Below are 16233 nucleotides of genomic sequence, written 5' to 3' on the forward strand. Positions count from 1 at the left end.
TCAGAACCACTTGATTTTCCGGAAGATAATGAATGCCAGGGCCGACAACAGTATCGAGAAGAAGACGATCAGCGAGAAGGCGTGCGGTATCTGCTCGATGTGAATGTCGACGTTCATGCCGTAGAAGCTGGCGATGAGCGTGGGCACCATGAGCACAATCGAGAGGCTGGTCATGCGTTTCATGATGGTGTTCACGTTGTTCGAGATGATGGAGGCAAAGGCATCCATCGTGCCGGTGAGGATGTCGCTGTAAATATTCACCATGTTGTGGGCCTGCCGCAGCTCGATCATCACGTCGTCGAGCAGCTCGGGGTTCTGATAGTCCTTTTCGTGGAAAATCTTGGGCAGTTTGCTGATCATCATTTCGTTGCCTCGAATCGAGGTGTTGAAGTAGACGAGGCACTTCTGCAGGTTCATCAGTCGCAGCAGGTCTTCGTTGCGGATGCTCCGTTGCAGCTCCTTTTCGGCCGAGCTCACCTCGTTGTAAATCTGTTTCAGGTACTTGAGGTACCACACGGCCGACGAGTAGATGAGCCGCAGAATGAACTCGTATTTGTTGGGCACCGCAATCTCCTTGCGGCGGGTATGCTCGATGAAATCGGGAATCATGTCGGTCGAGCGGTAGCAGACCGAAACGAGAATCTCGTTGTTGGTGATGATGCCGATGGGCACGGTGGTGTAGGAGATGGTGCTGTTGCGTTCGACAATAGGTATACGCAGGATGGTCAACAGCCAGTTGCCTTCGTTGTCGATACGCGGCCGTTCGTCGGTATCGGCGATGTCGTGTAAAAACGAGGCGGGTACCTTCAAATCGTTTTCCAGGAAATCGAAATCGTCTTGCGTGGGGCACTCTACGTTTACCCAGCAGTTGGGCAGCCAATTGGGTTTCTCTACGAAACCGGCTTCACAAAAGAGATATTTTCTCATCGCGTTGCTCCTTTCTTGTTTTGTATCCCAAGAGGAGCCCGCAAAATTTGACCTTCAAACCTTACTTGCTCTCCAGGGAGAGGTGAATACTATTGTTCGCTCGCGGGTTTGAATCGTCCATAATTCATTGTTTTTGGGGTGAAAAAAAGAGTTCGTCTTGTGAACGAACTCTCCGGAAGCTCTTCAGGTTGGACTTGAACCAACGACCCTCTGATTAACAGTCAGATGCTCTAACCGACTGAGCTACTGAAGAATAGGTGTTTCAAAATGTTTGGCTCTTCAGGTTGGACTTGAACCAACGACCCTCTGATTAACAGTCAGATGCTCTAACCGACTGAGCTACTGAAGAAGATGTCATTCCTTAAAAATGCGATGCAAAAGTAATGGGTTATTTCCAATTATGCAATATATTTGCAAAAAAAATTTTTCCGCAAATGAGGATAGTAGGATTGGGAAACGCACTGACCGATGTGCTGGCACGTTTGCATTCCGACTCGTGTTTCGAGGAGATGGGCCTTTTGAAAGGGGGTATGCAACTGATTGACGAGGAGCGTCTGTTGAAAATCATGGCGGTCTTCGAAGGGCTGGAAACCACGTTGGCTTCGGGTGGCTCGGCTGCCAATGCCGTATCGGGTGTGACCCGTATGGGTGTGTCGGGTGGTTTCATCGGCAAGATCGGGCGCGATGCCTATGGGCGTTTCTTCCGTGAAGATATGGAGCGTAACGGGGTGAAAACTTCGTTGATTGAGAGTGACCAGGCTTCGGGGTGTGCCATGACCCTGATTACCCCCGACGGCGAACGTACGTTCGGTACGTTTCTGGGTGCCGCCTCTACGCTGAGTGCCGACGAGCTTACCCCCGAGATGTTTGCCGGGTACGACCTGCTTCACATCGAGGGCTATCTGGTACAGGACGAAGCCCTCATTCTGCGGGCCGTGCAACTGGCCAAGGAGCTGGGGTTGCAGGTCTCGTTCGATATGGCGAGCTACAATGTCGTGAAAGAGAATTACGCCATCATCCGTACTTTGGTCGAGAACTATGTCGACATCCTTTTTGCCAACGAAGAGGAGGCCATGGCCTATACGGGCGAGGAGCCGCGGCAAGCTGTCGAGACACTGGCCCGCTGCTGCAGGATTGCGGTGGTCAAGTGCGGTGCGCAGGGGTCGTTCGTCGGTTGCGGCGATAGCATTGTCGAGGTACCGGCTACGCCCGAGGTACGCATCGATTCTACCGGGGCCGGCGATCTCTATGCTTCGGGTTTCCTCTACGGCCTGTCGCAACACTGCTCGCTGTACGTTTGCGGCGAGATAGGTTCGTTGTTGGCCGGCCGGGTCATCAAGGTAATCGGTACCAAGATGAGCGATGAGATATGGGATGAAATAAAGTTAAAAGTGGCCGCCTTGATTGCCGGGGACCGGTCGCATTGACTATCTTCGTAAAGCTAAGACAAAACAGAGAGTGATGAGAAAAATACATTTGGTTTTAGGAATCGCCTGTGCGCTGACCCTCGTGGCAGGGAGCGTGAGTGCGGCACCGGCCGGAAAATCGGATCGGAGGGATTTCGAAGTTTCGCGTAATCTCGATATATTCAATGCACTGTTCAAGGAGTTGAACCTCTTTTATGTCGATACCATCAATGCCGAAAAGGCGATTGGCGACGGGGTGAATGCCATGTTGGGCCGGCTCGACCCCTATACCGAATATATCCCCGAGAAGGAGAAGGACGATTTCTTCTTCTCTACCACCGGCGAGTATGCCGGCATAGGTTCGCTCATTATGGAGCGCGACAAGGCGGTCTACATATCGGAACCCTACGAAGGGATGCCTGCCCAATTGGCCGGTCTGCGCCCGGGCGACAAGATTGTGATGATCAACAACGATTCGGTGGCCGGTTGGAGCAGCTCGAAGGTGAGCGAACGGCTGAAAGGTCCGGCCAATACCAAGTTGAAGGTGACCGTAGAGCGGCCGGGTGTCGAGGGGCTTCTCTCCTTCGACCTGACCCGCAAAAAGATACAGATGCCCGCCGTACCCTACTACGATGTGGTGTGCGACAGTGTGGGCTACATCTACCTGAGCAGTTTTACCGACTCGGCCGCCGGTGAGGTGAAACGGGCTCTGCAAGAGCTGAAGCGTCGGGGCATCACCTCGCTGGTGCTCGACCTGCGAGGCAACGGCGGCGGTATACTCGAGCAGGCCGTGCAGATTGTCAACCTGTTTGTTCCCAAAGGGGTAGAGGTGCTCTCGACCCGGGGACGCAACAAGAAGATGGACAAGATTTACAAGACTACCCAAGAGCCGGTCGATGAAAAGATACCGCTGGCCGTACTGATCGATGGCGGTACCGCCTCGTCGTCGGAGATTGTAGCCGGTTCGCTGCAAGACCTCGACCGGGCCGTAATCGTGGGCTCGCGTTCGTATGGCAAAGGGCTGGTACAGTCTACCCGTCCATTGCCCTATAATGGCATGCTCAAGGTGACGATTGCCCGCTACTATATCCCCAGCGGCCGCCTTATCCAGGCTATCGACTACTCGCACCGCAACCCCGACGGCAGCGTGGCCCGTATCCCCGACAGTCTCACGCACGAGTTCAAGACGGCTCACGGCCGCATTGTGCGCGACGGTGGCGGCATCAAGCCCGATGTAGAGACTTCGGTCGAGCGTCGGGGCAACATCGGCTACTACCTGATGCGCGATTTCTATTTCTTCGACTTTGCCAACCAATACGCCGCTCGTCACGATACGATTGCCCCCGCCAAGGAGTTCGTATTGCCCGACTCGGTCTATAACGAGTTTAAGGCCTTCGTGAAGTCGAAGAACTTCAAATACGACAAGCAGAGCGAACGCATCCTCTCTGACTTGAAGGAGGTGGCCAAGTTCGAGGGCTACTTCGACGAGAAGACCCAGAAGCAGTTCGAGGCGCTGGAGGCCAGTTTGAATCACGACCTGGACCGCGACCTGGAGACTTTCCGCGACGAGATAAGCCAGTTGCTCTCGATCGAAATCGTGAAGCGATATTACCACCAGAAGGGCGAAATTATCGAGTCGATCAAGGACGACAAGGATTTGACCGAGGCCTGCTCGATTGTGAACGACAAGACCCGCTATGGCCAGATTTTGAACCTCACCGGGAAGCACTGATAGTTTCCGGACCTATACATCGGATACAACAAAGGCGATGAAATCGAATTTCATCGCCTTTGTTGTATGTAGATAATCGACGCAGCTTACACGTTGAAGCGGAAGTGCATGATGTCGCCGTCCTGCACCACATAATCCTTGCCTTCGATATACATCTTTCCAGCCTCTTTGCAGGCGTTTTCCGACCCGAGGGTGATGTAGTCGTCATACTTGATGACTTCGGCGCGGATAAAGCCCTTCTCGAAGTCGGTGTGGATGATGCCGGCACACTGCGGAGCCTTGCTCCCCTTCAGGTAGGTCCAGGCACGCACCTCTTGCGGTCCGGCGGTGAAGTAGGTCTCGAGGTTGAGCAGGCTGTAGGCGGCGCGGATGAGGCGCGATACGCCCGACTCCTTGAGGCCGATTTCGTTGAGGAACATCTGCCGCTCTTCGTAGGTTTCGAATTCGGCAATCTCCGATTCGGTCTTGGCGGCCACAATCAGTATCTGGGCATGCTCGTCCTTGACGGCTTCGCGTACCATATCGACATATTTGTTGCCCGATACGGCGCTGGCGTCGTCGACGTTGCAGATGTACATTACCGGCTTGTTGGTGAGCAGGAAGAGGTCGTGGGCAATCTTCTGCTCGTCTTTGGTCTCGAAGGTGACCGTGCGGGCCGGTTTGCCCTGCTCGAGAGCCTCTTTGTAGCGGCTCAGCACTTCGTAGGCGATTTTGGCCGCCTTGTCACCGCCGGTCTGTGCCTGTTTCTGCACCTTGGCAATGCGCGATTCGATGGTCTCCAAGTCTTTGAGTTGCAGCTCAAAGTCGATAATTTCCTTGTCTCTTACGGGGTTTACCGAGCCGTCGACGTGTGTGATGTTGTCGTCGTCGAAGCAGCGGAGCACGTGCAGAATGGCATCGGTCTCGCGAATGTTGGCGAGGAACTTGTTACCCAGACCCTCACCTTTACTGGCCCCTTTCACCAGGCCGGCGATGTCGACAATCTCGACCGTCGTGGGGACGATGCGCTGGGGATGAACCAGTTCGGCCAGTTTGTTCAACCGCTCGTCAGGAACGGTAATCACTCCCACATTGGGCTCGATGGTGCAGAACGGAAAGTTTGCCGATTGCGCTTTGGCATTGGACAAACAGTTGAAAAGAGTCGATTTGCCCACGTTGGGCAGCCCGACTATACCACATTGTAAACTCATTCTATTGTGTCGTTTTGTTTATAATTCGTGCCTAAAGACTGGCATTGAACAGGCTGATGAGTGGACAATCGTCTGATTTACTGCAAGCTATCGAAGCTCTTAGGGGCGTTGCTCTCCCTCTTGTTGCAGACCTGTTCGGGCAGTCCCTGCAAAGATAGTGAAAGGTGAGAGCAAAGACAAACGGGAAAACTTGTTTTTCAAGTTTGGCTATGTCGAGTCGCATCCTATCTTTTACAAAGATAAGGAATCTTTTGCTTATTTCTCTCTTTCCTCGTGTGGGAGAAGGGATGGCAGAGTAGAGTGTGTAAATGTATTTTAAATGTTATTTGTTTTATTTTAGCAAAACAGAGTGAATGAATCTCTCGCTTTCGGTGTATTTTTGTCCTGCACACCAATCTGCTGAAAATAACATGAAAAAACATCTGCTCCTCATCCTGTTGGCTACGGTTTTCTTATTCTCGGCCGTGGCCGAATCGCCCAAACGAGAATTACGGGCTACGTGGCTGGCCTCGGTAAGCAATATCGACTGGCCCAAATCGACTCAGACGGCCGCACAGCAGCAGGCTGCACTGGTCGAGATACTCGACGGCATGCAGGCGGCCCGCATGAATGCCGTCTACATGCAGGTGCGCCCCATGTGCGATGCGCTGTATCAGTCGGCCTACGAGCCGTGGTCGCAATACCTCACCGGCACGCGAGGCAAGGATCCCGGCTACGACCCGCTGGCATTTGCTATCGACGAGGCACACAAGCGGGGCATGGAGCTGCATGCCTGGATCAATCCCTACCGCTACGAGAGCGTGAAGAACATGCACGGGGCCGATGACCCCATCCGCAAGAATCACCCCGAGTGGTTGCTCGAGTATTCGTCGAGCTATATCCTCGACCCGGGCAATCCCGAAGTGACCGCCTATCTGGTCGAAGTCATCGAGGATATTATCACCCACTACAACGTCGACGGCGTTATCTTCGACGACTATTTCTATCCCTACGAGGGAACCACCAACCAGGATGCCTATTCGCAGAGCCTCTACAAACCGGCCGGCAAGGATGTGGGCGACTGGCGTCGCGAGAATGTAAACACCTTGATGGCCGACATATACAGTATGATTCAGGCGACGAAGCCTACCGTGAAATTCGGTATCGGGCCCTTCGGTATCTGGGGTGGTCCGCAGAGCGTGGCCAACGCCTACGGCATCGACTACCTGAACACGAGCGGCGGCACGAGCGCCTATTCGCAACTCTATTGCGACGGGGTGGCCTGGCTGAAGGCCAAGAGCATCGACTACATCTCGCCGCAATGCTACTGGCCCAGCTTCAACACCCGGGCCTGGGGCTACAAGACGCTGGTGCCCTGGTGGGCCGGAGTGGCCGAGGTGATGGGGCGCCACTTCTACTCGAGCATGCGCATCTCGACCATGCCGCAGAGCGCTCCGCAACGCCGCAGCATCCTGCAACGGCTTCGCATCACCGAGAGCGAATACGACAACCTCTCGATGGTCGAGCGGTCGGTAGCCGCTACGGCTGCTCAGGGGACCGAAGAGTGCGGTTTCGAGGTGGACATGAATCGGTCGACCGACCTGCTGGGGGCTCCGGGCCATGTCTTCTTCAACACGACCCAGTTCTTCAGCTATGGTCTGGCCGACTATCTGGCCGAGGAGAAGTTTACCCAACCCGCCCTGACCCCGCTCATGTCGTGGAAGACACCCCAAACGCTCCCCCGGATTACCGATATAACCCTCTCGGGCAACACCCTTTCGTGGCAGGCACCCGGGGCCGACGAGACCATACGATATGCTCTCTATTATGTGCCCAGCCGGGTGGTCAACAGTCCTGCCACGTATGAAAAGTCGACCTATCTGCAGCAGATTACCTGGGAGACGAGTGCCGACGTGTCGTCGTGCACGCAGTCGGGCTACTACTTTGTGGTGACGGCTATCGATGCCGCCGGCAACGAGTCGGAGCCCTATGTGAAGACCCCTTCGGGCATACAGACCGGCCGGGCCGAATCGCTGGCCGTGTATGGGGCGCAAGGTGTCGTGTGCGTATCGGCTCCCGAGGCGACGACCGTGCAGGTCTATGCCGTTACCGGGCAACTGGTGCGCGAGGCCGAGGTCGAGCGGGGCACAACCGAGATTACCCTTCCTGCCGGGCTCTACATAGTCAATGGCTACAAAGTAGTCGTTCGGTAGTTGCTTTTAGTTTTTTATGAAGATGGAGCTTCTCTCGTTTTTGGGGAGAAGCTCCTTTTTTTGTGTGAGGGTGGGGTGAACCCTACGAGCCGGTGCGGCGTTTTTAGAAGAAAAAAACGGAAACGATGAATAAAGCGTACGAGATAGCCGACCGGCTCATGGCCTGGGTGTCGGATTTGTTGCAGCGGTTCACCGGCGAGCCTTCGCCGGTGTGGGACCAGATTGTGTACAGTCTGCTGGTCTTTGTCATTGCGATTGTGGTGGGCCGCATTCTGCGGGCCATCGTGATTTACGGGATTCACCTCGTGGCCCGCTATCGGGGCGGCAGTTTGATGAAGGGGCTGGTCAAGGCGCACCTCTTTACCCGACTGACGCACATCATTCCGCCGTTGGTCATCCTGTCGCTGTTGCCGTTTGCCTTTCACGGCACGCCGGCCTTCCTGAAACTTATCGAGAAACTCTGCTGGATTTATGTGTTGGGGGTGATTGTCTTCTCCCTCAATACGCAACTGTCGGTCTTTTGGGAAATCTATTCGAGCCGTACGGCCCTGCGCAACCGTCCCATGAAGGGGATGATTCAGATTATCCGGGGGCTGTTGGCCGGTTTCTGGGTAATCGTGTCGGTCTCGATTCTCATCGAGCGGTCGCCCATGGCGCTCATTACGGGACTGGGTGCTTTTGCCGCGGTGCTGATGCTGGTGTTCAAAGACAGTATTCTGGGCTTTGTGGCCGGGGTACAACTCTCGCAAAACGACATGATTCGCAACGGCGACTGGATTGTGGTGCCGGGCGGCAGTGTGAACGGAATCGTCATCGACGTGTCGCTCGACACGGTGAAGGTGCAGAACTTCGACAACACAATCGTGACCTTGCCGCCCTATTCGCTGGTGTCGGGCGAGGTGCAGAACTGGCGGGGCATGACCGATGCGGGAGGACGGCGCATCATGCGCTCGTTGACCATCGACATCAGCACGGTGAAATTCTGTACGCCCGAGTTTCTGGAAAAGATAAAGGAAGAGGTGGCGATTTTACGCGATTTCATCGAGAAAAAGGAGGCTCAGCAGCAGCGGGGCATCGTCGAGAATACCCAGAACAGCGAGGGGCTGGTAAACGGAACCATCGAGACCAACCTGGGTCTCTTCCGGGCCTACATGACCCTCTATCTGCAACAGCACAAGTTCATCGGCAGCCAGATGCTCCTGATGGTGCGGGCCCTCGACCCGACCGACAACGGCCTGCCGTTGCAGCTCTATTGCTTCTCGACCAACACCGATTGGGCCAGCTACGAGTCGATTCAATCGGAGATTTTCGAGCACTACATGGCCATCATGCCTACCTTCGGGCTCTATCCTTTCCAGAATCCCTCGAGCCGCGACTACATCAATGCCGCCTTGATTACGGCCGGGCATCACCCCGACGAGATGTGGGGAATACCTTTTGGGACGATGCGTGCGGCCGGTTCGACGGCGGCTAAACCGGATTGGTCTGCAGCACCTCCTCAAGCACCGCAACCGCCGATTCCACCGAAGTAATATCCTTGATGGCCAGCGAACGGCGACCCTTTATCTCGCGCAGTTTGCATTGGCGCGGGTTCTTTTGCAGGTAGGCCAGTATGCGGCCGAAAGCGGCCGACTGGTAGTAGGCCACGTGTTCGTCGGAGACAAAGTAGAGGTACATCTGCCCCTGTTTCAGCCCCACCTTTTCGATACCCAACTGCTTGGCGAGCCGCCGCAGACGCACGATGCGTATCAGCTCCATGGCTTCGTGGGGGATGCGGCCGAAGCGGTCTTCGAGCCGTTCGCAGAACTGGCGGATGTCGGTCTCGCGTTCCATGCTGTCGAGCTCCTGGTAGAGCGAGATGCGCTCCGACTCCTGCGGCACGTAGTCGGCCGGGAAGAGTACCTCGAGGTCCGACTCGATGGTACACTCCGAGACAAACTCCTCGGGTTTCGCGTCGGAGTCGGCACCGTAGTAGAGGTCGCTGAACTCGTCGTTTTTCAACTCGTCGACCGCCTCTTTCAGAATCTTTTGATAGGTTTCATATCCCAAATCGGCGATGAAACCGCTCTGTTCGGCCCCCAGCAGGTTGCCGGCCCCCCGGATGTCGAGGTCTTGCATGGCGATGTGTATGCCGCTGCCCAGCTCCGAGAAGCTCTCGATGGCCTGCAACCGGCGGCGGGCATCGACCGAGAAGGTGTGGCGGGGCGGGGTGAGCAGGTAGCAGAAGGCCTTGCGGTTGCTGCGGCCCACACGGCCTCGGAGCTGGTGCAGCTCGCTCAACCCGAAGTTCTGGGCATCGTTGATGATGATGGTGTTGGTGTTGGGCATGTCGATGCCCGACTCAATGATGGTGGTGGCCAGCAGCACGTCGTAGTCGTAGTTGACAAAGTCGATGATGGCCTGCTCCAGTTTCTCGGGCGGCATCTGTCCATGGCCGATGACCACGCGGGCATCGGGTACCAGGCGGTGTATGGTGTTCTCGAGTTCGTAGAGTTGCGGGATGCGGTTGTTGACGAAGAACACCTGTCCGCCGCGGCTCATCTCGAAGTTGATGGCCTCCTTGATAATATCGTCGTTGAAGGCGTGCACCTCGGTCTGTATGGGGTAGCGGTTGGCCGGCGGGGTGGTGATGACCGAGAGGTCGCGCGCCCCCATGAGCGAGAACTGCAGGGTGCGGGGGATAGGGGTGGCCGACATGGTGAGGGTGTCGACGTTGACCTTCATCTGTTTGAGTTTCTCCTTGACGGCTACGCCGAACTTCTGTTCCTCGTCGATGATGAGCAGCCCCAGGTCGTTGAATTTCACATCTTTCCCGATGAGCTTGTGGGTGCCGATGATGATGTCGATTTTGCGGTCGGCCAGGTCTTTGAGTATCGCTTTCACCTCCGATGCCTTGCGGGCCCGGCTCAGATACTCTACCCGCACGGGGAACTCCTTGAGCCGCTCCTTAAACGTCTGGTAGTGCTGGAAGGCCAGCACGGTAGTAGGCACGAGCACCGCTACCTGCTTGTTGTCGCAGGTGGCCTTGAAGGCGGCCCGTATGGCAATCTCGGTTTTGCCGAATCCCACATCGCCGCAGATGAGCCGGTCCATGGGCCGTTCGCGCTCCATGTCGGCCTTGACCTCGGCGGTCGATTTTATCTGGTCGGGGGTATCTTCGTAGATAAACGAGGCCTCGAGTTCCTGTTGCAGGAACGAGTCGGGCGAAAAGGCGAAGCCCTTCTCCTGCTTGCGGGCGGCATAGAGCTTGATGAGGTCGCGGGCAATCTCTTTCATCTTGCCCTTGGTCTTCTCCTTCATGCGCTCCCAGGCGCCGCTGCCCAGCTTGTTGACGCGGGGCGTCTCTCCCTCTTTCCCCCGGTATTTGGCCAGCTTGTGCAGGGCGTGGATGCTCACGAAGATGATGTCGTCGTTCTGGTAGGTGAGCTTGATAACCTCCTGCATCTTGCCGTTGATTTCGGTGCGGATGAGTCCGCCGAAGCGGCCGATACCGTGGTCGACGTGCACGATGTAGTCGCCCACCTCTATCTGGTTGAGCTCCTTGAGCGAGAGGGCCAGTTTGCCCGAGCGGGCATGTTCGCTCTTGAGGGTATACTTGTGGAAGCGGTCGAATATCTGGTGGTCGGTGAAGCAGCACATCTTCAGATCGTTGTCGACGAACCCCTCGTGCAGCGTCTTCAGCACGGGGGTGAAGGTAATCGATTCGCCCCGCTCCTCGAAGATGGCCTGGAGCCGTTCGATCTGTTTTTCGCTGTCGCTGAGGATGTAGATGGTGTACTTTTTCTCGATGAATTGGGAGAACGACTGGCTCACCAGGTCGAAATTCTTGTGGTAGACCCCTTGCGGTGCGCAGTCGAACCGCATGACGGCGGGAGTCTTCGCCTCGCTCGAGGTACCGTAGTCGATGCGGCGGAACGACAGCGCCTTTTGGCGGAAGGCCGCAGGGTCGATAATCTTCTTCATGGCGTCGCGGTCGCCCTCCTCGGCAATGAGGGTCTGCTCCGAGAGCGACTCCGAGGCGACGGCCTCTATCCGGTCGAGTGCCCACGAGAGGTTGTGGCATACGAGAATGGCGTTTTTGTCGATGAAATCGAGCATCGAGATGCCTGAAGCCTCCTTCCCGCAGACATTCGAGACGATGTAGACCTCGTCGAGCCGTTCGGTCGAGAGCTGCGTCTCGACCTCGAAGGTGCGGATGCTCTCTACCTCTTTCCCGAAGAAATCGATACGGTAGGGCAACTCGTTGGTAAACGAAAAGACATCGAGTATACTGCCCCGCACGGCAAACTGCCCCGGCTCATACACATAGTCGACCTCGCTGAATCCCAGCTCGCGCAGCTTGTCGGCCAGAGCCACGATGTCGTACTTGCTCTTTTTGTCGATGTGGAGCGTCTGGTCCGACAGCGTATCGACCGGCACCACCTTCTCGGCAAGAGCCTCGGGATAGGTGATTACCAGCAGGGAGTCGCCTTTCTGGTTCAGCCGGTTGAGCACCTCGGTCCGCAGGATTTCGGAGGGAGGGTCGGGCTGTCCGTACTTGATGTCGCGCTTGTAGCCCGAGGGGAAGAGCAGGATGCGGTCGCTGCCGTTGATCTGCACCAGGTCGTTGTAGAGGTAGCCGGCTTCGTCGAGGTCGTTGGCGATGATGAGGTGCGGCTTCTTGTTCTCCAGCAAGTTGGAGAAGAGCAGAGCCGGGGCCGAGCCTTCGAGTCCCTGAATGAAGATGTTTTTTCTCTTGGAGTCCTTGACCAGCGATAAAAACGCATCACGCCTCGCCGACGTATTGAAGCGTGCAGAAAAACTTTGAATGTCCATGTTTATCGTTTACTAAACCGGGAAACAAAGTTACACAATTATTCGTCGTTACGAGGCGTATCGCGCTGTTATTTTGGGGTCAATGGGCCTCGAGCCAGTTGTGGCCGGTACCATAGTCGGCAACCAGCGGTACCTGCAAGGGGTAGGCGTTCTCCATCTCGTGGCGTACGATTTCCTGCACCCGTTCGAGTTCGTCGGTCGGGACGTTGAAGTTGAGTTCGTCGTGCACCTGCAGAATCATGCGGCTCTTCAGCCCCTCCTCTTCGAATCGCCGGGCGATGCGAATCATGGCAATCTTGATGATGTCGGCGGCACTGCCCTGGATGGGGGCGTTGATGGCGTTTCGTTCGGCATATCCCCGCACCACGCTGTTGTGCGAATGGATGTCGGGGAGCATGCGCTTGCGGCCGCAGATGGTCTCGACGTAACCCTTTTCGCGGGCCACCTCGATGCTCTTGTTCATGTACTCCTTGATTTGCGGGTAGCTCTCGAAATAGCCGTCGATTAGCTCTTTGGCCTCGCTGCGGGGGATGTTGAGCCGTTCGGCCAGCCCGAATACCGAGATGCCGTAGATGATGCCGAAGTTGGCCGTCTTGGCCTTCCGGCGCATGTCGGCCGTGACTTCACCGATAGGTATCTTGTAGATTTTGGCAGCCGTGGCGGCGTGGATGTCCGACCCCTCGCGGAAGGCCCCGATCATGTGCGGGTCGCCGCTCAGGTGGGCCATGATGCGCAGCTCTATCTGGGAGTAGTCGGCCGAGAAGAAGAGGCATCCCGGGTCGGGCACGAAGGCGCGGCGAATCTCGCGTCCCTCGTTGTCGCGTATGGGGATGTTCTGCAGGTTGGGGTTGCTCGAACTGAGGCGCCCGGTGGCGGTGACCGTCTGGTTGAACGAGGTGTGAATCTTCCCCGTCTTGGGATTGATGAGCTCGGGCAGGGCGTTGATATAGGTGCTCAGCAGCTTGCGGATGCCGCGCTGGTCGAGAATCTTGCCCACGATGGGATGCCGCGAACGCAGTTTCTCCAGTATCTCTTCGGTGGTGGAGTATTGTCCGGTCTTGGTCTTCTTGGCCTTCTCGTCGATTTTGAGCCGTTCGAAAAGAATCTCGCCCACCTGTCGGGCCGAACTCACGTTGAAGGTGGTACCGGCCAGCTGGTAAATCTCCTGTTCGAGTTCGCCCAGGCGGCGGGTGAGCAGGTCGGACGAGCTTTTCAGTTCGGCCGTGTCTACATTGACACCGGCAATCTCCATGTCGGCGAGCACTCGGGTGAGGGGCATCTCCATCTCGTAGAAGAGCTTCTCCATCTTATCTTTGGCCAGCTCCTTTTCGAGCCGGTTTTTCAGTTGCAGGGTCACGTCGGCATCCTCGGCGGCATAGGGGTAGACCTGCTCGACGGGTACCTGACGCATGGAGAGCTGCTTTTTCCCCTTCGGGCCGATGAGTTCTTCGATTTCCACCGTCTTGTAACCCAGATAGATGCTGGCCAGATAGTCCATGTTGTGGTACTGTTCGGGTTGCAGCAGGTAGTGGGCCACCATGGTGTCGAAGAGGTTGCCTTTGACCTCGACCCCGTAGTTGTGCAGCACGATGTAGTCGTATTTGATATTCTGCCCGATCTTGAGCGAGGCCGGGTTTTCGAGGGCCGACTTGAAGATGCGCACCGTTTCGCGGGCCTTCTCCTGGTCGTCGGGCACGGGCACGTAGTAGGCTTCGTGCTCCTTGAGGGCAAACGAGAGTCCTACCAGTTCGACGCTCATGGGGTCGATGCCGGTTGTCTCGGTGTCGAAGGCAAAGGCCGGGGCGCAGGCCAGCAGGGCGGCGAGGTCCCACTTCTTTTCGGCGGTATCGACGAGGTGGTAGGTGTGGGGTACGGTGTGGATGTCGGCCAGCTTCGACTCGGCCGGCTTTTCGTCGGCAGCCTCTTCGGCAGGTTGCGGAGCCTGGTCGAAGAGCGAGCGCTGCGGAGCCGGTTTGGGCGCGGCGGCCGTGGCCGCTTTGTTGCCCAGCACCCGTTCGGTGAGGGTGCGGAACTCCAGCTCTTCGAAGATGGGGCGCAGCTTCTCGCCGTTGACCGGTTCGCGGCGCAGGGCCACTTCGTCGAAGGTCAGGGGCACATCGGTGCGGATGGTGGCCAGGAATCGGGAGAACTCGATTTGCTCGCGGTTGGTCTCGATTTTGGTCTTGAGGGCCCCCTTCAGCCGGTCGGTGTGGGCCAGCAGATTCTCGATGCCGCCAAAGTCGGCGATGAGTTTCACGGCGGTCTTCTCACCCACGCCGGGGCAGCCCGGTATGTTGTCGGAGCTGTCGCCCATGAGGCCCAGAATGTCGATGACCTGCTCGGGCGAGTCGATGCCGTATTTGGCCTTTATCTCGTCGGGGCCCAGTATCTCGAAGTCGCCGCCGAACTTGGGGCGATACATGAAGATGTGGGGCGATACCAGTTGTCCGTAGTCCTTGTCGGGGGTCATCATGTAGGTATCGAAACCCTCCTTCTCGGCCAGTTTGGCCAGAGTGCCTATCACGTCGTCGGCCTCGAAGCGGGGCACCTCGATGATGGGGATGTTGTAGGCCTCGATAATCTGCTTGATGATGGGCACCGAGTAGCGTATCACCTCGGGTGTCTCCTCACGCTGGGCCTTGTATTGCTCGTAGGCCTCGTGACGGAAGGTGGGACCCTGGGGGTCGAACCCCACGGCGATGTGCGAAGGATTCTCTTTCTTGAGCAACTCTTCGAGTGTATTGACAAACCCCAGAATGGCCGAAGTGTTTACACCTTTGGAGTTGATTCGGGGGTTCTTGATGAATGCGTAGTAAGAGCGGTAGATGAGCGCGTAGGCGTCTAACAGAAATAGTCTTTTCTCTTGCATGTCGGATATGCGGTTTGTAGATAAGAATTAAAAAAGCGTCATTGCAATGCGGTAAAATTACGATAAAAATACGGATTCTTTTGTTTTATTACTATTTTTGCAGCAGAATAAATTGATATGGATAAACTTTTGGTCATACGGCAACCTATAACCGACGAGCTCGACTTACTGAATAAGACCCTTACCGAGACACTGCACACGAACAGTCCCTTGATGAACGAGGTAATCAACACCTATCTCGAGAGTAAAGGCAAGCAGATAAGGCCTATTCTGGTATTGTTGTGCGCAAAACTGTTCGGCCCGGTACCACGCGAAGCAATCGATGCCGCCGCCTCGCTGGAGTTGTTGCACAACGCCAGCCTGATACACGACGATGTGGTAGACGAGTCGCAGAAACGCCGGGGGCTGCCTACGATCAACCATCTGTACGACAACCGCATTGCGGTGCTGACGGGCGACTATTTCGTGTCGTGTGCCCTGGCCTGTTCGGTGCGGACCAACCAGATGGCCATCATTGCCAGTTTGGGTGTGTTGGGTCGCGAGCTGGCTCGCGGGGAGATAGACCAGCTCTCCAATGCCCGGGAACATCGCCTTGACGAGGATGCCTATTTCGAGGTAATTCGCCGCAAGACGGCATCGCTCTTCTATGCCTGCATGCAGGTGGGCGCCTTGGCGGCCGGAGCCTGCGAAGCCGATGTAGAGCGGTTGGGGCAGTTTGGCGAAAAGCTGGGTCTCTGTTTCCAGATTAAAGACGACATATTCGACTATTTCGAAGACAAGGTGATAGGCAAACCCACCGGCAACGACCTGCGCGAAGGGAAGCTCACCCTGCCGCTCATCCATGCCATTACACAGGGTAAGGGCGAGGAGAACGAACGGATGCGGGCCTTGTTGAACGAGGAGCATCTCTCGGCCGAGAGTGTGCACACGCTCATCGAGTATGCCAAACGCGAGGGTGGTATCGACTATGCCTACGAGACCATGAAGCGGATACGCAACGAGGCCGTGGCTCTGCTCGAGGGATTCCCCCCTTCGGAGACGGTCGATGCGCTCATCTCCATACTCGACTATACGATCGAGCGCGAAAAGTAAGAAGACAGTT

At 56.3% G+C, this 16233-nt stretch carries 9 protein-coding genes and 2 tRNA genes; 5 read left to right on the forward strand and 6 right to left on the reverse strand.

Annotated elements, in window-relative coordinates; translation table 11 throughout:
- From ABGT88_RS00825 to ABGT88_RS00835, 3 genes are all read right to left on the reverse strand, one after another.
- Positions 1-927: a magnesium transporter CorA family protein gene (locus ABGT88_RS00825; RefSeq protein WP_258327596.1), complete on the reverse strand. Its 927-nt coding sequence runs from the start codon at positions 925-927 to the stop codon at positions 1-3.
- Between the two features lie 179 nt (positions 928-1106).
- A tRNA-Asn gene (locus ABGT88_RS00830) sits at positions 1107-1180 on the reverse strand.
- A 19-nt stretch (positions 1181-1199) separates the two neighbouring features.
- Positions 1200-1276 (reverse strand) — tRNA-Asn (locus ABGT88_RS00835).
- Positions 1277-1361: 85 nt separating this feature from the next.
- Between ABGT88_RS00835 and ABGT88_RS00840 the strand changes: the two genes are divergently transcribed.
- Positions 1362-2354 (forward strand): adenosine kinase, encoded by a 993-nt coding sequence (locus ABGT88_RS00840; protein ID WP_300133646.1) that lies wholly within the window; start codon positions 1362-1364, stop codon positions 2352-2354.
- 34 nt (positions 2355-2388) lie between these two features.
- Entirely contained in the window at positions 2389-4065 is a 1677-nt protein-coding gene (locus ABGT88_RS00845; protein ID WP_346699894.1) for a S41 family peptidase, read from the forward strand.
- A gap of 86 nt (positions 4066-4151) precedes the next feature.
- Here ABGT88_RS00845 and ychF read toward each other — a convergent pair whose 3' ends face one another.
- Complete coding sequence (gene ychF / locus ABGT88_RS00850) at positions 4152-5255, reverse strand: redox-regulated ATPase YchF (protein WP_087407859.1); 1104 nt, start codon at positions 5253-5255, stop codon at positions 4152-4154.
- Positions 5256-5665: 410 nt separating this feature from the next.
- Between ychF and ABGT88_RS00855 the strand changes: the two genes are divergently transcribed.
- Both ABGT88_RS00855 and ABGT88_RS00860 read left to right on the forward strand, forming a co-directional pair.
- Positions 5666-7447, forward strand: a complete 1782-nt coding sequence (locus ABGT88_RS00855; RefSeq protein WP_346699896.1) for a family 10 glycosylhydrolase — start codon at positions 5666-5668, stop codon at positions 7445-7447.
- Between the two features lie 125 nt (positions 7448-7572).
- A complete protein-coding gene (locus ABGT88_RS00860; protein WP_346699898.1) occupies positions 7573-8979 on the forward strand; it encodes a mechanosensitive ion channel domain-containing protein in 1407 nt (468 codons plus the stop codon).
- Here ABGT88_RS00860 and mfd read toward each other — a convergent pair.
- Together mfd and polA are read right to left on the reverse strand one after the other, a co-directional pair.
- A complete protein-coding gene (gene mfd, locus ABGT88_RS00865) occupies positions 8918-12262 on the reverse strand; it encodes a transcription-repair coupling factor (RefSeq protein WP_346699900.1) in 3345 nt (1114 codons plus the stop codon). The genes ABGT88_RS00860 and mfd overlap by 62 nt on opposite strands.
- Positions 12263-12341: 79 nt before the next feature.
- A complete protein-coding gene (polA, locus tag ABGT88_RS00870) occupies positions 12342-15131 on the reverse strand; it encodes a DNA polymerase I (RefSeq protein WP_346699901.1) in 2790 nt (929 codons plus the stop codon).
- 117 nt (positions 15132-15248) lie between these two features.
- On the opposite strand from polA, the gene ABGT88_RS00875 reads away from it, so the two are divergent.
- On the forward strand, positions 15249-16223 hold the full coding sequence (locus ABGT88_RS00875; protein ID WP_087407854.1) for a polyprenyl synthetase family protein: 975 nt from the start codon (positions 15249-15251) through the stop codon (positions 16221-16223).
- Positions 16224-16233: the final 10 nt, after the last annotated feature.

Source organism: Barnesiella sp. An22, assembly GCF_963931395.1.
Classification (GTDB): Bacteria; Bacteroidota; Bacteroidia; order Bacteroidales; family Barnesiellaceae; genus Barnesiella; species Barnesiella merdigallinarum.

Excerpts from the sequence above, each read along its gene's own strand:
- ABGT88_RS00825 (WP_258327596.1), bottom strand. The coding sequence starts at position 927 with ATGAGAAAATATCTCTTTTGTGAAGCCGGTTTCGTAGAGAAACCCAAT.
- ABGT88_RS00840 (WP_300133646.1), top strand. The coding sequence starts at position 1,362 with ATGAGGATAGTAGGATTGGGAAACGCACTGACCGATGTGCTGGCACGT.
- ABGT88_RS00845 (WP_346699894.1), top strand. The coding sequence starts at position 2,389 with ATGAGAAAAATACATTTGGTTTTAGGAATCGCCTGTGCGCTGACCCTC.
- ychF (WP_087407859.1), bottom strand. The coding sequence starts at position 5,255 with ATGAGTTTACAATGTGGTATAGTCGGGCTGCCCAACGTGGGCAAATCG.
- ABGT88_RS00855 (WP_346699896.1), top strand. The coding sequence starts at position 5,666 with ATGAAAAAACATCTGCTCCTCATCCTGTTGGCTACGGTTTTCTTATTC.
- ABGT88_RS00860 (WP_346699898.1), top strand. The coding sequence starts at position 7,573 with ATGAATAAAGCGTACGAGATAGCCGACCGGCTCATGGCCTGGGTGTCG.
- mfd (WP_346699900.1), bottom strand. The coding sequence starts at position 12,262 with ATGGACATTCAAAGTTTTTCTGCACGCTTCAATACGTCGGCGAGGCGT.
- polA (WP_346699901.1), bottom strand. The coding sequence starts at position 15,131 with ATGCAAGAGAAAAGACTATTTCTGTTAGACGCCTACGCGCTCATCTAC.
- ABGT88_RS00875 (WP_087407854.1), top strand. The coding sequence starts at position 15,249 with ATGGATAAACTTTTGGTCATACGGCAACCTATAACCGACGAGCTCGAC.